We start from the raw sequence: 15,999 nt of genomic DNA on the forward strand, positions 1-15,999 counted from the left end.
TCTAATTTGATCTATGCTGACCACACCGTTCGTTCTCTCCCAGACAGAGGAAAGCTCATGACAGTGTCGTCACCGAATACACCCCAACACGATGGTCAGCTGACCGCTTCCCCCGAAACGGCGCACAGCAGCCCCGGCGGCGGCTACTTCGCGGCTCTGGGGTTTGCGACCTTCGGCCTCTACCTCGCACTGCTGACTCCGGTCTTCGTCTCGATGGCGTTCAAACTGCAGCACATCACCAGCACTCCAGGGGACGCCGTAGCAGCACTCGGTCTCGTCACCGGCATCGGCTCACTCTTCGCGATGTTCGCGAATCCCCTCGTCGGGCGCCTGTCTGACCGAACCACTTCACGCTGGGGTCGCCGACGTCCGTGGATCGTCGGTGGCGCCGCCGTCGGCGTGCTCGCGTCCTTGCTCATCGGCATTGCAAGCGACGTGTGGGTGGTGCTGATCGGGTGGTGCCTGACTCAGGCCGCAGTGAACGGTGCACTCGCCGCATTGAACGCTACGGTCCCAGATCAGGTTCCAACTGCCCGGCGCGGGCTCGCCTCGGGGATCATCGGCGTGATGACCTCCGCCGCGATCCTGGGTGGGAGCTTCATCGTCAACTTCCTCGCCGATGACGTCAGCCGTTTCGCCGCGCCGGCCCTCGTCGGTCTCGTCGCCGCGGTGGTCTTCGCCCTTCGACTCGATGATCGCAAGGTCGCGAGCGCGCCCGCTGAACGCTACGGGGTGCGCGAGTTCCTCGGGTCGTTCGTCTTCAACCCTCGCAAGCATCCCGACTTCGCCTTCGCCTGGTTGACGACCTTCCTCGTCATGTTCGGCTACGCCGGCGTCGCCACGTTCCTGCCGCTCTACCTCAGCGATCGCTTCAGCATGGAAGAACAGGAAGCGATCGGGATCGTCCTTCTCTGCAACTTCGCGTCCACGGCCGCCACGGCAGTCTCCGGCGCGCTCGCCGGAATCGCATCCGACCGCACGGGACGTCGACGAGTCTTCGTGACCCTGGCGGGGCTCGTCATGGCGGGCGGCCTGGTCCTGATGGCCACCGCCACGACGGTGACTATCGTCGTGGTCGGCCAGGGCCTGATCGGCTTGGGAGCCGGCGCCTTCCTTGCCGTCTCGCTTGCCCTCGCCACGCAGGTGCTGCCGAACCCGGAAGACACCGCCAAGGACCTGGGCGTCCTCAACATCGCGAATGCCCTGCCCCAAGCTGTCGCCCCCGCGGTGGCACCCGCGATCATCGCTTTCGGCGCCATGACACCACTCGGCGGGTACTCCGTGTTTTACCTCGTCGGAGCAGTGGTCGTCATCGCCGGTGCAGCCGTCGTCTATCTCATCAAGGGAGTCCGATGAACCCGATCAACGTCCAGCAGGCAACCGACGAGGGCCTCGACACGAGGTACCGCGACGCTGCCTTGCCCGCGCGCGAGCGCGTCGAGATACTGCTCGCACAGATGACGCTCGAGGAGAAGGCAGGACTCTTCTTCCACGACATGATCTCCATGAACGAAGACGGATCCCTGTCCGACGGTGACGATGAGTTCCACCTGCCCTCGAATGAAGAACTCGTCACCGGCAGGCTCATGAGCCACTTCAATCTCCTCACCGGAGGCGACCCCGTCGCGATGGCCACCTGGCACAATCGCATCCAGGAGCTCGCCGCCTCCACTCGCCTGGGTATCCCGGTCACGATCTCGAGCGACCCTCGCAACTCGTATTCCGACAATCCGCTCGCGGGTCTCCTCGCTGGCAGCTTCTCGGTTTGGCCCGAGACCCTCGGCTTGGCCGCAACTCGTGACGAAGCTCTCGTCGAGAGATTCGGTGACGTTGCCAGACGGGAGTACACGGCCGTCGGTATCCGTGTGGCGTTGCACCCGCAGGTTGACCTCGCGACTGAGCCCCGTTGGGCTCGTCAGCTCGACACCTTCGGCGAGGATGCGGAACTCACATCCCGCCTCGGAGCCGCCTACATCCGCGGCCTCCAGGGCGAGACCCTCGGCACGGATTCCGTCGCCGCCATGGTCAAGCACTTCCCAGGCGGTGGACCGCAGCTCGATGGCGAGGACCCGCACTTCGGGTACGGGCGTGAGCAGGTCTACCCCGGCGGGATGTTTGAGCTGCACTTGCAGCCGTTCATCGCCGCGTTCGCAGCAGGCGCAAGCCAGGTGATGCCGTACTACGGCATGCCCATCGGCACCGAGCACGAGGAGGTGGGGTTTGGATTCAATAAGTCGGTCATCACGGATCTCCTGCGGAAGCGTTTCGGCTTCGACGGTGTCGTCTGCACCGACTGGGGCCTCTTCACCGACTCCGAGGTTGCAGGCGAGCCGTTCCCCGCTCGCGCATGGGGCGTCGAACACCTCGACCAGCGCGAGCGGATGCGGAAGGCGATCGAGGCTGGCGTGGACCAGTTCGGTGGCGAGAAATGCCCGGAGGTACTCGTCGACCTCGTGCGGAGCGGCGAGGTGACGCTTGAACGCCTCGACACGTCCGTGCGGCGCCTTCTGCTGGAGAAGTTCGTCCTGGGCCTGTTCGACGCTCCGTTCGTGGACGTCGCAGAAGCGGCTCGTACCGTCGGCTCGGCAGAGTTCCTCGCAGCCGGCGTGGAGGCACAACGTGCCTCACTGACGCTGCTGACGAACGTCGACCACGGCGGACGAGCGACTCTCCCGTTCCAGCGCGGCATCAAGCTCTACGTCGAAGGCATCTCGAGTGACGTGGCGCAGGATTACGGCACGATCGTGGCGACACCACAGGAAGCCGATCTGGCGATCCTTCGGCTGCGTGCTCCGTTCGAGGAACGCGCAACGGTCTTCGAGAACTACTTCCACGCCGGCTCGCTCGAATTCGACGCCGCGACCGTCGAGCACATTCGAAGTGTGGCATCCGCCACGACCACTGTCGTCGACGTCTTCCTCGACAGGCCCGCGATCCTGACCCCGTTCGTCGATGATGTCGCTGCTGTCATCGCCAACTGGGGCGCAGGCCCTCACGCCTTGTTGGACGTCCTCGTCGGCGACGCCGACGTTGGAGGGAAACTTCCCTTCGATCTGCCGTCCGACATGCTCGAGGTCACGAACAGCCGGCCTGACGTGCCGTTCGACACCGCGAACCCCTTGTTCCGATTCGGCCACGGCTTGACGTACATCCGACAATCCGCGGATGCCTGAACCGGGCGCCTACCTCATCCGCGAGAGGCATCCCGGTGAGGACCCACACCACGGCCGGGGCTACCTCCAGCACTCGCCGCACGTCACTGCGGAGCTCCTGCGGGTAGATCGAGCCATATACTCGAAGCCATCAGGAGGCGGTGACGATGACGCGAACACGCGAACGTGGCGAGCTCGAGGGGCAGGTCATGCTCCTCCTGTGGGAGAACGAGGGAACGCTCAGCGCCCGCGAGCTGCAGGCCCTGTTCAGTGAGCCGGTGCCCGCCTATACGACGCTCATGACGGCACTCACTCGGCTGGAGAAGAAGGGCCGCGTCGTTCGAAGCGGCCCATCCCCCCGCAAGCTCCGCTTCGCGGCTACTCGTTCTGACGACCAGCACGCGGGCGACTCGATGCGCACGGCGCTCGACAAGGCCGGCGACCGCCAGGCGGCGTTGCTGTCGTTCGCGGGAAACCTTTCGTCCGACGACGTCGCACTCCTCCGGAAGGCCTTCGGCGAAGAGTCAGCACCAAGCCACCCGTGATCGTCCTGCTGGTCACCTGCCTCACGGGCGTGCTCGTGGTCATGGCGGGTGCACCCGCGATTCTCTCGGCGGGTACCTGGCAGCTTCGCTCACCCCGTGTTGCCCTCACGATCTGGTTCTTCGCGCTCTTCCTCGGGCTTTCGGTGCTCGTCGTTCCCCTGATCGTGACTCTCGCCACTGCGGTCACGACTTCCCCGGCGACCTCGCCTCAGGAAACACTGACGCTGACGATCGCGGCCTGGCTAGGCCTCGGCGGCGTGGGTGCCGCACTCGCTTTCATCGGGATGGCCGCAGAGCCTCTCGTCTTCTCCCAGCGCGACCAGGTCAGCTCGATCGCCTTCGTTGCTCGTGAGCGCGAGAAACGCGAAGGTTTCACACTGGTGCGGTTCGAATCAGACGAGGCCATCGCCATGGCAGTTCCCGGCAGACAACCCGAGATCTTCCTCTCCTCCGCGTGTGAGGAACTCCTCAGCGCACCACAGCTCCAGGCAGTCCTCGCCCACGAGCTCGCGCACCTGCGTCAGCTGCACGGCTGGGCCGTGCGAATTGCTGAGATCAACGCGACGCTCGTTGGCTGGCTGCCGGCAGGTCGCCGGCTCCAGCAAGCGACCCTCCTCTTGGTGGAGCTCGCAGCCGACGACACTGCTGCGAGACAGGCTGGCCCCGCTCACCTCGCGAACGCCCTCGCCATTCTCAGCGACGCGACGGGAGACCCGAGCTTGGAACTGCGCGCGCTGCGGCTGACGACCAAGCGCTGGCCAGGGAAGGGTCGTCGACGGCTTCCGCCTTCCGTTCGACTCGTGACGTAGAGACCGGCCTCATCAACACTCGAGGGATCGATCCCTTTCAGTGAGAGTGCGAAGGGCTGCCGGAGGTGAGAACTCCGGTGACGGCAACGACGGCGATGAGCAGCAGAGCTTCCGTGAGGAGTGTTCGCCGAAGCCGCTGTAGGCGCTGTTCCTCCTCTTTCCGACCCGCCACCCAACCTGACAGCGATCGGCGATTCCAGGCCGCGAGGACGACAACGGAGGCGACGAGGCCCATCTTGACGAGGAGAGACCGTCCGTAGGAGGTACTCAGCACCAGCAGCGGATCTCCCAGGATGAGGACCCCCATCAGTACACCCGAACAGGCGACGGCCACGAGCGCCCATAACGCCACCGTGGAGAATCGTGCGACGACGTCGGCGACTTCGATCGCGCGGGCGCCGCGCTGCCCGCCCTTGAAATGTCGACGCGGTGTGACCAGGCAAAGCAAGCCGAGCACACCTCCGCACCAGACGGCAGCAGCGAGAAGGTGAACGATATCGGCACCCACCATCACCCACAGCGGTTGGACGCTCCGGGTGTGCCCTTCCAACGCCGGCACACTCACCACGAGCAACGCTCCACAGAGAGCCAATGGCCGCGCAGAGCGGGCCCGCCAGAACACGAAGAGGGTCACGAGCAGTACACCGCCGGAAACAAGAACGGCCGTGAGCCTCGTCGACGGCAGCACCGTAGACGTCCACGCCATCGACGTCAGTGCGCTGCTGAGCGGCTCCGCGGCGATGCGGAGCGCGGTCAGCGGCACCAACGCCAGCACCGTAAGCACGGCGATCGCCCCTGCACCAACGATCCCCCTTCGGAACCGGAACCCCGACTCACCCGTGAGAATGGCGACATCGAACACCACGAGGCCTGTCATTGTGAGCAGCGCCAGGTAGAACAACCCGGCCGCGATCTGCAACGCTGCCTCCGCGGAGGGGGATGCGCTCGCGAAAGGGTCAGCCAGGAGCAGGTCGATCATCCCAACACCATGACCCAGCACATGATGGCCATACCGGCCGCCATCGCGAGATTGGCGCTGCCGACGAGGTTCATCTGCGAGCCCGCGGTCGTCTCATTGCTGGGAGCGCCCACGGAGCCCGGCCGAGCCTCGACGAGGTCGACGACTCCGAGGACGACCTGAACCGCCAGCGCGACAAGCACGGCGACCCCTATAGCGGCGGTCAATCCGTCCATCGCGTGCTCATGTTCGTGGGTACCGGGTTGTGCAGCCCCGCCCGGGCTCTCCATGGCTGCGATCATCCAGACCATTGCGAACATCATCACGGCATGCTCGAGATCGTGCCGCATCTTCGACTGAGCGGACCCCCTGGACAGAACTGCCGCGCAGGCAAGAGCAACGAACCAGGCGCCCGCGGATGAGAAGAAGATCAGTTGCGGGACGGCCGGCAACGTCGTCCACCACGGCCAACACATGGCGACCATGCCCAGACTCATTACACCGTGCAGCACGTGACTGGTGCGGTGTACCAAGCTCGAGTTTCGAAAGGCTGCCGCGAAGGCCCACGCGGCTGTCGCGGCGAAGAGAGCGGACAGGCCCCACTGCCAGAACGGTGCCGTGATCATGCACCCTCGACACCAATGTTGCTCGACCCTGCAGTCACCGAGGCGCCACTCTCCCACGAGTTCTGAAATCTACAAGTTGTAGCTATCTTGTCTACCACATAGCTCGACTTGACGTAGAGTTAAGATCGAGCGTCCCACCCCTCAGAGAGATGAGATTCATCGTGCACGAGCTTGAACTTCAGGTCACCGGAATGACATGCGGACATTGCGAGCGCGCTGTGACTGAAGAGCTGCACCGGATCAGTGGCGTTCAGGTCACGACAGCAGACGCAGCATCGGGTCTTGTTCGCCTGACGCACGACGGCCAGCTGGCCCCAGCGGACGCCCTCGCAGCAGTGGCTGTCGCGGGCTTCACGGCGACTCAGGCGACCGCCCCGTCGGCGTGAGCACCGCAACTCCCGTCAAGACCCCAGTAGCACCGACTCATCCCGTCGTCACCCGAAACCCCTGGATCGTCTGGCTGATCGTTGCGACCTGCTGCTCACTCCTGCTGCTGCCCGCGATCATCACCTCCGCCGCGCTCGGCGCCGACCCCTACGAGCAGATTTTCGTCCGTTTCCCCGGCACCGACGTCGCAGTCTCAACGGCGATAGGACACGGCATCGCCCTGGCCTCCTCGACAGTAACTGTCGGATCACTGGTTTCGTTGCTCTTCTTCCGTGACGCACGAGGGAAGAAGTCGATCGCCCTGCGCGACAGCCTCGAGATGTCCATCCTCCTCCGATCGGCGGGCCTCTGGGGAGCCGCTTCCGGCGCGATGGTCTTCTTCGACATGCTCGACAGTTCCGGCATGCCGTTCCAGCGCATCACCGAACCTGGAGCCTTCGCGTTCCTCTTCGAGGCCAGCGCGTTCCCCGCCGCGTGGACACTTTCCTTCGTCGCCGCCCTGGTCACCGTGGCCTCCGCCACGTTCGCCACTCGCTGGACCGGCCTGCTGCCTGCAGCGTGGGCGAGCGGATTCGGGATACTCGCTCCCGTCGTTGTCGGGCAGGTACTCGTGGGCCCCGATCACGATTTCGCAGGAGACGCGGCCGTCATCCAGACGCTCCTGATCCAGGGGCTCTTCGGAGCCCTCATCGTTGTCGCCATCCGGTCAGCGACGGGGCGGCTCGTGCCGCCGGGACCCGGCCTGCGGCTCCTCAAGACGATGCTCTTCGGCCTCCCCGTCATCATCCTCGCCGACCTGCTGCTCGCCTGGTTCAAGCTCGCTGGCACAGGCCTCTTCGCATCCATGACCGGCTGGCAGATCGTCGCAGGCTGGGTCTGCCTGCTCGTCGTTGTCCTGACCGTGCTCGTCACACTCGTGGCAGGACGCCGTAGCGCGCTCACCGATCGCGGAATCACCATCGCGCTCTCCGTCAGCGCTGTCGCCATGTTCGCGTGGATGGGTGTCTCTACCGCCATGACGCGAGTCCCACCGCCGAGCTACTTCCAACCGACCAGCATCTCGCAGATCTTCATGGGGTTCGAGGTGCCGGAAGCCCCCACAGCGCTGGTGCTGTTCACCGCCTGGCGCCCCAACATCCTGTTCGTCGCGATCGCTGTGCTCGCGGTCTGCGTCTACCTCTTTGCGGTTCTGTCCATGCGCCGCCGAGGGGACCACTGGCCGGTCGGCCGGACGATCGCCTGGGTTCTCGGTTGGGCCGTCGTGGTGTTCGCAACAAGTTCGGGCTTCGGGAAGTACTCCGCGCCCGACTTCGGCATCCACATGATCGTCCATATGAGCCTCAACATGCTCGCGCCGATCCTGCTCGTGATGGGCGGGATCATCACTCTGCTACTCAGGGCGATCCCGGCGAGCCGCGGGGAGATCGCGGGCCCCCACGAGTGGATCACCTGGCTGCTCCACTGGCGGGGCCTGAACTTCCTCTACAACCCGCTCTTGGTCTTCGCGTTGTTCGTCGGCTCGTATTACGGCCTCTACTTCACCGGCATCTTCGGCGAGTACATGCGCTTCCACTGGGCTCACCAGCTCATGAACCTGCATTTCCTGATCGCCGGCTACCTCTTCTACGGCCTCGTGATCGGCGTCGATCGGCCGCCCCGGCCGCTGCCGCACATCGGCAAGCTCGGCTTCGTCCTGGCCGCGATGCCGTTCCATGCCTTCTTCGGCGTGATCCTCATGTCGATGCCGACGATCATCGCCGAGAACTTCTACCGCTACCTCGACCTGCCGTGGGCTGATCTACGCGCGTCGCAGTACATGGGCGGCGGCGTCGCATGGGCCGGTGGGGAACTCCCGCTTCTGCTCGTGATCATCTCGCTCAGCATCCAGTGGTCCCGTCAGGATGCCCGTGAAGCGAAGCGCAAGGACCGTCACTTCGATACTGGCCGAGACGACGAGTTCGAGGCATACAACAGGATGCTCCAGCGCCTGACAGACCGACAAGCTGGGCAGCTTTCTTCGCAGCAGTTGAAAACAGACAAAAACCAGGAGACGCGAAAATGACCACCCAGCTGCAGCTGAGCGAACCCATTCAGCTCGACATCTCGGGGATGACGTGCGCCGCCTGCGCGGGTCGCGTCGAGCGAGCACTCAATGAGCTCGACGGGGTGACCGCCAGCGTGAACTACGCGACCGAGCGTGCCCTCGTCACGGGAGTGGACGAGGCGCGAGCTGCCGAACTCGTCGGCCGCGTCGAGAAGGCGGGATACTCCGCTCGCGTCCACGACGACGCCGACGACGCCTGGTCCCGGAGGGCGACGGAGATCCGCATCACCTCACTGCGTCGCCGCCTGCTCGTCGCAGCGATCCTCACGGTTCCGCTGATGGACATCACGATCGTGCTAGCCCTGGTCCCGGGATGGAGGTTCCCCGGCTGGGAGTGGCTCTGCGTCGCACTGGCCATTCCGATCGTCTGGTGGGCTGCCTGGCCCTTCCACCGGGCCACGATCAAGAACCTCCGCCACGGCAACGTGAGCATGGACACGCTCGTCTCGCTCGGGATCGTCGCCTCGTTCGGCTGGGCCGTCGCGACGCTGCTTTTCGGGCTCGGCGGTGAAGGCTCCGGTTACTGGCTCGGCTTCGGCGTCACACCAGAGGGTGCTGATTCGCTGTACCTCGACGTTGCCGCCGGTATGACGACGTTCCAGTTGGCGGGCAGGTACTTTGAGACTCGCTCTCGCCGGAAGGCCGGCGACGTACTCGGGGCTTTGAACAGCCTCGCAGCCACCCATGTACGCGTCGTCCGGGACAGAGTCGAGACCGTCGAGCCCGCCGCTGCACTCCGTGTGGGCGACCACTTCGTCGTCCTTTCCGGCGAGACGATTCCCGCGGATGGAGCGGTCGTCGACGGACGAGCTGCCATCGACACCAGCATGCTGACAGGCGAGCCCGCACCCGTTCCAGTCGCTGCCGGGGACCTCGTGGTGGGCGGAACGATCAGCACGGATGGGCGCCTCGAAGTTCGCGCCACCTCCGTGGGGGCGCACACGCAGCTTGCACAGATGGCAGCGATGGCCGAGTCAGCACAGGCTCGCAAGGCGAATGTGCAGACGCTGGTCGATCGCATCGTGACGTGGTTCGTCCCGGCCGTGATCTCGCTCGCGATACTGGTCACGATTGGGTGGACACTCGCAGGAACCCCCTTCCAGCAGGCCTTTGGCATCGGCATCGCCGTGTTGATCATCGCGTGCCCCTGCGCGCTCGGGCTTGCTACCCCGACGGCACTCATGGTCGGGATCGGGCGCGGCGCTTCCCTCGGCATCCTCGTCAAGGGACAGGATGCACTCGAGGCGAGCGGCACGATCACGACCGTCCTGCTCGACAAGACGGGCACGCTCACGACGGGACGCATGACGGTCTCCACCGTGACATCGATCGGGGCCCACGCGCCGTCGCACCAGGAGATCCTGCGCATCGCCGCTTCCGTCGAGCAGGGCTCGGAGCATGCCATCGCCCGGGCGATCCAGGACGAAGCCCGCACTCGAGCCGGGGAGCTCTCTGCCCTGAGCGACTTCATCACCTATCCGGGACGGGGCGCGCGAGCCACGATCGACGGCGCGGATGTTCTCATCGGCAACCCGGCCCTCTTGCGAGAGAACGGCATCGATGTGACCGCCGCAGGCCCTGCGCTCTCGGCGAGCGCTCCGAGGGCGGAGACCCCGGTCCTCGTCGCCGTCGGCGCCGAGCTTGTGGGCCACATCGGGCTCAGCGACACGATCAAGCCTGGTGCGAAGGAAGCGATCGACGCGCTGCACCGGCAGGGCCTCCGCACCGCGCTCGTCACCGGGGATGCACCGATCGCGGCGAACCGCATTGCCGAGGAGCTCGGCATCACCACAGTGTTCAGCGAGGTACTTCCCTCACAGAAGGCAGATGTGGTTCGTGACTTGCAAGCCCGAGGCGAGCGTGTCGCCATGGTCGGTGACGGCATCAACGACGCCGTCGCGCTCGCCGCGTCGGATCTCGGCATGGCCCTGGTTTCCGGAACCGACATCGCCCTCCGTTCGGCCGACATCATCCTGGTGCGCGACAGCCTCAGCGTCATCCCGGACGCGGTGGCGCTGTCCCGGAAGACGCTCCGCACGATCCGCATGAACCTCGGCTGGGCATTCGCGTACAACATCGCAGCGATTCCGATCGCCGCCGCGGGCTTCCTCAACCCCCTCATCGCCGCCGGGGCGATGGCGCTGTCCTCTGTGCTCGTGGTCTCCAACAGCCTGCGCCTGCAGAACTTCCGCCAGCAGCGCTAAGCGCACATCCTTCGAATCACCATCCAGTGAGGGACAGCCCGGAGTTGCCTGGCTCAGACCTCGTATAACTACATCATGTAGATATCCGAGTACTGTTGCAGCTGGAGACAAAGGAGATAGATGTGTTGAGGAAGACGCCCGGCCGGCTCGCGCTGACCATTGCGACCACAGCCCTGGTCGGTGTGACCCTTGCGGGATGCGCTGGCGGAGCACCCGTCGAGGAAGAATCGGCGGATGCTCGCCTGCAGCTCGTGAATGTGCTCGCGCCCGGCGCGGGACTTTCGCCGTTCAGTGACGACGCTTTCAAGATGACCCGGGTGGGGGCGTTTGAGACGCTGGTCACGTTGGACGAAAACGGAGAACTGCAGCCGGGGTTGGCCACCGCGTGGGAGCAGATCGACGAGAGCACGTGGCGATTCACGCCGCGCGACGGAGTGCGTTTCCAAGACGGTTCGGAGATGACACCGGAGGTCGCTGCTGCGGCGTTGAACTCTGCTGAGGCCGCGACACCGAAGCCTCGTGTACTTGACGGGCTGACGTTGTCGGCGAAGGTGGACGGCACGGATGTGCTCGTGACGGGTTCTCCGGCGACATCCCTGCTTCCGCAGCTGCTCACGAGCCCGCAGCTGCCGATCTTGGCGCCTGCCGCGTATCTCGAGGACGGCACTGTCGACCCGCTCGGGACCGGGACTGGGCCGTTCGCCCTGACCGAGCTCGATGGCGTCACGAGCGCCACGTTCGATCGGTTCGATGACTACTGGGGCGGAACGGCCAAGCTCGCGGGCGTCGACATCGACTTCGTGACGGATGCGAACACGAGGCTCGCCGCTGTGCGTTCGGGGACCGCCGACGTTGTGGAGGGCCTCGCGGCGGGACAGCTGTCGCAGCTCACCGAAGACCAGTACCAAGTGAGCCCGACGACTCGCACGAACATGATCGACTTCAACACAGCCTCCGGGCCGTTCGCTGACCCCGCGATCCGGGCCGCAGCTCGCGAGGCCATCGACGTAGACGCGATCATCGAGACGGCGTATGGCGGACAAGCCGATCGGGCCGACGGTTTGCTCGGGCCAGCGCTCGCTTGGGCTGCCCCTCTGCGCGAGGGCTCCGAGTACACGACGCTGAATGCCGATCGCGCACCTGCGGCGGTCGTTCCGGGGGGAACCAAGATCACGATCGCGACGTTCACGGAACGGCAGGAGTTGCCTGACGTGCTGTCCCTGGTTGCTCAGCAGCTCGAGGCTGTCGGGTTCACGGTCGAGCAGGTGACACGCGAGTATCAGTACCTTGAGGAGGATGCGCTGTCTGGCGCGTTCGATCTGTTCATCCAGTCGCGCAACACGGTGCTCGACTCCGGCGACCCCGTCTCGTTCTTCCGCGCCGATTTCTCTTGCGACGGCACATACAACCTCGCGAAGCTGTGCGACGCCGAGGTGGATGCGGCGCTCGACAGGGCGGACGCGACCCCTCCGGGGGAGGAACGCAACCGTCTCGTTCTTCTGGCGGAGGCGCAGATTCTTGCCACGGACGCGGTTATTCCGTTTGCGCACCCGCAGAGCATTTTCGGGGTTGCCCCTGGCGTCGAGAACCTCATCCTGGACCCGCGCGATCGCGTCATGGTGACCGTCGACACGACTGTGCCAGTTCGGTGACCGTTGCGGCTGGAGCCCGGCGCGCCGTTTCGGCGACGCTGGGCTTCGGTCGACGGCGGCGGTTCGGGCTCGTGGAGCTCTGCTCGCGCGGACTGTCGTTCGGAGCCGCGCTTGCGTTGATCGGGCTTCTGCCCTGGATTTCCGTCCGCGATCCGGCGATGACGATTCTTCGCGAGCGGTACGGGGATCGCGCACCAACTCCAGAAGTGGTGGAAGCAGTCCGCGCTGAACTCGGCTTGGACGAGTCACCGATTGCTTCTCTCTGTGGATGGTTCGTTGGGGTGCTGCGCGGTGATTGGGGGACTTCCTGGGCGCGCGAGGAGAGCGTTCTCTCGCTTATCACCCCTGCCCTCGGGGTGTCGCTGCTGCTCGCCTGCGCAGCCTTTCTTGTTGCCGCACTCGTCGCGCTTGGCGTCCTGGTGCCCGCTCTGACGCAGTACGCCAAGGGGGCTTCCCCCCGGGGAGCAACGGGTGTTCTTGGTTTGCTGGCCGCGCTGCCCAGCTTTCTGTACGCAGTTCTGCTCATGCTGGTTGGGGCGGTCTGGTTGGGGTGGTTTCCGCCGTACGGCTGGGGCACTTTTTTGGCTGGAGTGCTTCCGGCGCTGGCTTTGGGTGTGCCCACGGGGGCCTTCTTTGCGGGGCTCGGCCTGCACACGCTGTCGACGGCGGCCAGGGAGCCGTGGGTGGCGACGTGGACGTTGGGTGGTATCAGTCGATCGCGGATCGCGGGTGCGCTCGCCCAGCGCTCCTCGCCAACACTGTTGCCGCAGGCGGGGATCACATTGGTCGCGTTGGTCGGCGGGTCGGCGGCTGTTGAGGTTGTCTTCGCGGTGCCCGGGCTCGGCCGTTTACTGGTGACATCCGTTCGTGGCCAGGATGTCCCCGTCCTGCAGGGCGCCGTGCTCGCGGTGTTCTTGGTCGCTGTTGCAGTCGGCGCAGTGAGCCGTGGTCTTGGGCGGCGGGCGTTTCGTCGAGCGTCAACTTCGTCGTCGGCTTCGGTCGCCGTGCGGGGAGTTGCGGCCCGCGGATGGAAGTCGTGGTCGGTGCCAGCTGCAGCTGGCGGGCTGCTCATAGCGGTCGTCGGCGTTGGTTTCCCGCGGGACCCGGTGGCTTCGGCGCATGAGCGACTCGCTCCGCCCTCGCTGGCGCTTCCCCTCGGAGCCGACGCGTTGGGTCGAGACGTGCTCGCCAGGCTCGCGCACGGCACCGTGGAGACGATCGCGATCGCGCTAGGGGTCGTGTTTGTCTGCCTCTGCGTTGGCGTGCTCACGAGTTGGCTAGGGCCGTTCGCGGCCGGTCCGATGGATGTTGCGGTCGCGTTGCGTCCGATCGTGGTCGGTGCGCTGCTGGCCACGGTGCTAGGGCCGAGCGCGTGGGGTGCGGCGGTGGCGGTGGCTGCAGTCATGTGGGTGCCGTTCGCGCAGCACGCGTCCTCAACGTTCGCGCAGATTCGCGCACGCTCCTACTGGCAGCTACTCCCGTTCCTGGGTGTCAGGCCGCTCCAGCTAGCTGTTCGTTACACGGTGCCTGCAGCTATCCCTGGTCTTCTGCAGCATGCGTTTCTGCGCTTGCCTGCGGTTGCCTTGGCTTTGACCTCGCTGGCCTTTCTGGGGCTTGGACCGCAGCAGCCGTCTTCCGATTGGGGGCTCCTCATCGCAGCTGGGCTGCCATACGCGGAGACGGCGCCGTGGGTGATGCTGTCGCCTGTGGCCGCGACGCTTCTGCTCGCTCTCGTCGCCGCGTACTTCGGCCTGAATGCTCCGGGTGCTCGTCTGGCGGGCGCACTGTGAGCGTGCCAGAGGCCGGCTCACTGAGTGACGGTAGTGATGTTTCCGTCGAGCGTCCCAGGCTCTCTGTCGTGGGGCTCGGGGTGGCATTCGGGGGCTCTGACGTCGTGGCTGGGGTTTCGTATGCAGTTGCGCCGGGGCAGATCTGCGCGATCGTCGGGGCGTCGGGGAGCGGGAAGAGTGTCCACGCATCTGCGATTCTTGGAACGGTGGCGCCTGCTGCTCGCGTCTCGGGTGCTGTCTTCGTTGACGGAACGGATCTCGCGCAAGTTCCCGTCGCCCATCGGCGCCGGCGTGTGGTCGCCCATGTGGGGCAGGATCCGTCGACGACATTCAACCCGCTTCGACCGGTTCGGGACCAAGTCCGCGATGTGCTGCGCGCCCGCGGGTTGACGGGCGCAGCCGTTGACAGTGAGTGGAACGCCTTGGTGGAGCGGCTTGGTCTGGCCTCGGTGCCTGGTCTTGGCACGCGAGCTCCTGGCGAGTTGTCCGGAGGGCAGCTGCAGCGCTTGGCCTTCGCCTACGCCTGCGCGTGTGATGCGGCTGTCACGGTGCTCGACGAGCCGACGACGGCACTGGATGCGGTGACGCAGCGCGATCTTGTTCGCCTGCTCCCTGCCCTCACGGCGCGCGGCGGTGCGGGTGTGTTCATCACGCACGACGTTGCGTTGGCGGCTGAGGTCGCTGATCGCATCCTGGTTTTCGAAGGTGGAACGCTGGTGGACAGCCTCACGCCTCGCGCGTTGCGGGGTGACGCGGAGCTGCAGGTAGGCGGTTCGGACACCACGACCGATTTGGTTGCTGCTGCTCGTCGGCGCGAGGCAGCGATGGCGCGCATGGTGGCGGGGGCGAAGCCTGGACGCGCTTCGGATGATGGTGCGCTGGATGCCGGTGCGATACCTGCCGCTGCCGCGGGTGCATCGGGTGCTCCGATCCTGCAGCTGGCGGGCGTGACGGTTCGTTCGAGTTCGGGGCAGCCGATCCTCGTGGACGTGGACGTGGACGTGCGCGCCGGCCAACGGATGGGGGTTCTCGGGTCGTCGGGAGCGGGGAAGTCGACGCTGCTTCGCGTATTGATGGGTGCGCTTGCGCCGGCCGGGGGCAAGCTGCTTCTTCGCGGCGAGCCCGCGGACACGTCGAGGCGTGGCCGCCGCATGCTGGCGCGGACTGTTCAATATGTTCCGCAGCATGCGCGTGCGAGCCTGCCGCCGGGACGGTGCGTGGAGGACATCATTTTGCAGCCAGCACGGGATCTTTTGGGGCGACGGGAAGCGACGTGGAGGTACGCGCGGGAATTGGTGGACCTTGTCGGTCTGGCGCCCGAGGTGCTGCCGATGACCTCGGATGAGCTGAGTGGTGGGCAAGCTCAGCGTGTGTGCCTGGCGCGAGCCCTAGCGCCCCGGCCGGCGGTTCTCCTCGCCGACGAGCCGACGAGCAGTTTGGATCTGGTGCTTCGCGAGCGAACCCTTTCGCTGCTCCGCAGCGTGTCAGACGAAGTTGGGGTTGCGCTCGTGTTCGTGACCCATGACAGCGCCGCTGTGGCTGAGCTCTGCGACGAGCTACTCGTCCTTGAGCGGGGGCGCGTTGTCGAGCGGGGTTGGACCGCGTCGCGGTTCTCGGCGCCGGACTCGAAGGAGCTTCGCTCGCTTGTTGGGGGCGCGCTACGGCTTCCAACCGGGCTCATGGGCTGACCGCGCTTCGGAAGGTCGAGCATCCACTAACTGTGGACGCACTGGGTGCGGCTCAGCGCGCATGAGTCGGCCGTGCGCTTGTCC

12 protein-coding genes are annotated in these 15,999 nt (G+C 65.8%); 10 read left to right on the forward strand and 2 right to left on the reverse strand.

The annotated features are described in order from the left end of the window. Positions 1-57 precede the first annotated feature (57 nt). The 4 genes from C5E10_RS13560 to C5E10_RS13575 all read left to right on the forward strand — a co-directional run bounded on the left by C5E10_RS13560 (position 58) and on the right by C5E10_RS13575 (position 4,506). Positions 58-1,356, forward strand: coding sequence for an MFS transporter (locus C5E10_RS13560; RefSeq protein ID WP_104332088.1), 1,299 nt, complete (start codon positions 58-60; stop codon positions 1,354-1,356). Beyond that, the gene (locus C5E10_RS13565; protein ID WP_104332089.1) at positions 1,353-3,173 is read left to right on the forward strand and encodes a glycoside hydrolase family 3 protein; all 1,821 of its coding nucleotides are present in this window, start codon (positions 1,353-1,355) and stop codon (positions 3,171-3,173) included. The genes C5E10_RS13560 and C5E10_RS13565 overlap by 4 nt, the downstream gene beginning before the upstream one ends. A gap of 146 nt (positions 3,174-3,319) precedes the next feature. Further along, positions 3,320-3,697, forward strand: coding sequence for a BlaI/MecI/CopY family transcriptional regulator (locus C5E10_RS13570; protein ID WP_258071129.1), 378 nt, complete (start codon positions 3,320-3,322; stop codon positions 3,695-3,697). Further along, positions 3,694-4,506, forward strand: a complete 813-nt coding sequence (locus C5E10_RS13575) for a M56 family metallopeptidase (protein ID WP_104332091.1) — start codon at positions 3,694-3,696, stop codon at positions 4,504-4,506. The genes C5E10_RS13570 and C5E10_RS13575 overlap by 4 nt, the downstream gene beginning before the upstream one ends. Positions 4,507-4,543: 37 nt before the next feature. Here the strand turns inward: C5E10_RS13575 and C5E10_RS13580 are convergent, their stop codons facing one another. Both C5E10_RS13580 and C5E10_RS13585 read right to left on the reverse strand, forming a co-directional pair. After that, positions 4,544-5,485, reverse strand: coding sequence for a copper resistance D family protein (locus C5E10_RS13580; protein WP_104332092.1), 942 nt, complete (start codon positions 5,483-5,485; stop codon positions 4,544-4,546). Beyond that, on the reverse strand, positions 5,482-6,090 hold the full coding sequence (locus C5E10_RS13585) for a DUF5134 domain-containing protein (protein WP_104332093.1): 609 nt from the start codon (positions 6,088-6,090) through the stop codon (positions 5,482-5,484). Before C5E10_RS13585 ends, C5E10_RS13580 begins: the two co-directional genes overlap by 4 nt. Positions 6,091-6,239: 149 nt before the next feature. Here C5E10_RS13585 and C5E10_RS13590 point away from each other — a divergent pair, with 149 nt between their 5' ends. The 6 genes from C5E10_RS13590 to C5E10_RS13615 all read left to right on the forward strand — a co-directional run bounded on the left by C5E10_RS13590 (position 6,240) and on the right by C5E10_RS13615 (position 15,915). Then, positions 6,240-6,476: a heavy-metal-associated domain-containing protein gene (locus tag C5E10_RS13590; protein WP_104332094.1), complete on the forward strand. Its 237-nt coding sequence runs from the start codon at positions 6,240-6,242 to the stop codon at positions 6,474-6,476. Further along, positions 6,473-8,539 (forward strand): cytochrome c oxidase assembly protein, encoded by a 2,067-nt coding sequence (locus C5E10_RS13595; protein ID WP_104332095.1) that lies wholly within the window; start codon positions 6,473-6,475, stop codon positions 8,537-8,539. The genes C5E10_RS13590 and C5E10_RS13595 overlap by 4 nt, the downstream gene beginning before the upstream one ends. After that, positions 8,536-10,785, forward strand: coding sequence for a cation-translocating P-type ATPase (locus C5E10_RS13600; protein WP_104332096.1), 2,250 nt, complete (start codon positions 8,536-8,538; stop codon positions 10,783-10,785). The genes C5E10_RS13595 and C5E10_RS13600 overlap by 4 nt, the downstream gene beginning before the upstream one ends. Before the next feature lie 122 nt (positions 10,786-10,907). After that, complete coding sequence (locus tag C5E10_RS13605; RefSeq protein WP_258071130.1) at positions 10,908-12,437, forward strand: ABC transporter substrate-binding protein; 1,530 nt, start codon at positions 10,908-10,910, stop codon at positions 12,435-12,437. 71 nt (positions 12,438-12,508) lie between these two features. Further along, positions 12,509-14,227 carry an ABC transporter permease subunit gene (locus tag C5E10_RS13610; protein ID WP_181062774.1) on the forward strand — a complete coding sequence of 573 codons (1,719 nt, stop codon included), beginning with the start codon at positions 12,509-12,511 and terminating at the stop codon, positions 14,225-14,227. A gap of 104 nt (positions 14,228-14,331) precedes the next feature. Continuing rightward, positions 14,332-15,915, forward strand: a complete 1,584-nt coding sequence (locus tag C5E10_RS13615; RefSeq protein ID WP_258071140.1) for an ABC transporter ATP-binding protein — start codon at positions 14,332-14,334, stop codon at positions 15,913-15,915. Positions 15,916-15,999 lie beyond the last annotated feature (84 nt).

Origin of the sequence: Pseudoclavibacter sp. RFBG4 (genome assembly GCF_002931515.1) — a bacterium.
In the GTDB taxonomy this organism is placed as follows: Bacteria; Actinomycetota; Actinomycetes; order Actinomycetales; family Microbacteriaceae; genus Pseudoclavibacter.

Coding starts and splice junctions, on each gene's coding strand:
- C5E10_RS13565 (WP_104332089.1), top strand. CDS start 1,353: ATGAACCCGATCAACGTCCAGCAGGCAACCGACGAGGGCCTCGACACG.
- C5E10_RS13560 (WP_104332088.1), top strand. CDS start 58: ATGACAGTGTCGTCACCGAATACACCCCAACACGATGGTCAGCTGACC.
- C5E10_RS13600 (WP_104332096.1), top strand. CDS start 8,536: ATGACCACCCAGCTGCAGCTGAGCGAACCCATTCAGCTCGACATCTCG.
- C5E10_RS13590 (WP_104332094.1), top strand. CDS start 6,240: ATGAGATTCATCGTGCACGAGCTTGAACTTCAGGTCACCGGAATGACA.
- C5E10_RS13570 (WP_258071129.1), top strand. CDS start 3,320: ATGACGCGAACACGCGAACGTGGCGAGCTCGAGGGGCAGGTCATGCTC.
- C5E10_RS13580 (WP_104332092.1), bottom strand. CDS start 5,485: ATGATCGACCTGCTCCTGGCTGACCCTTTCGCGAGCGCATCCCCCTCC.
- C5E10_RS13585 (WP_104332093.1), bottom strand. CDS start 6,090: ATGATCACGGCACCGTTCTGGCAGTGGGGCCTGTCCGCTCTCTTCGCC.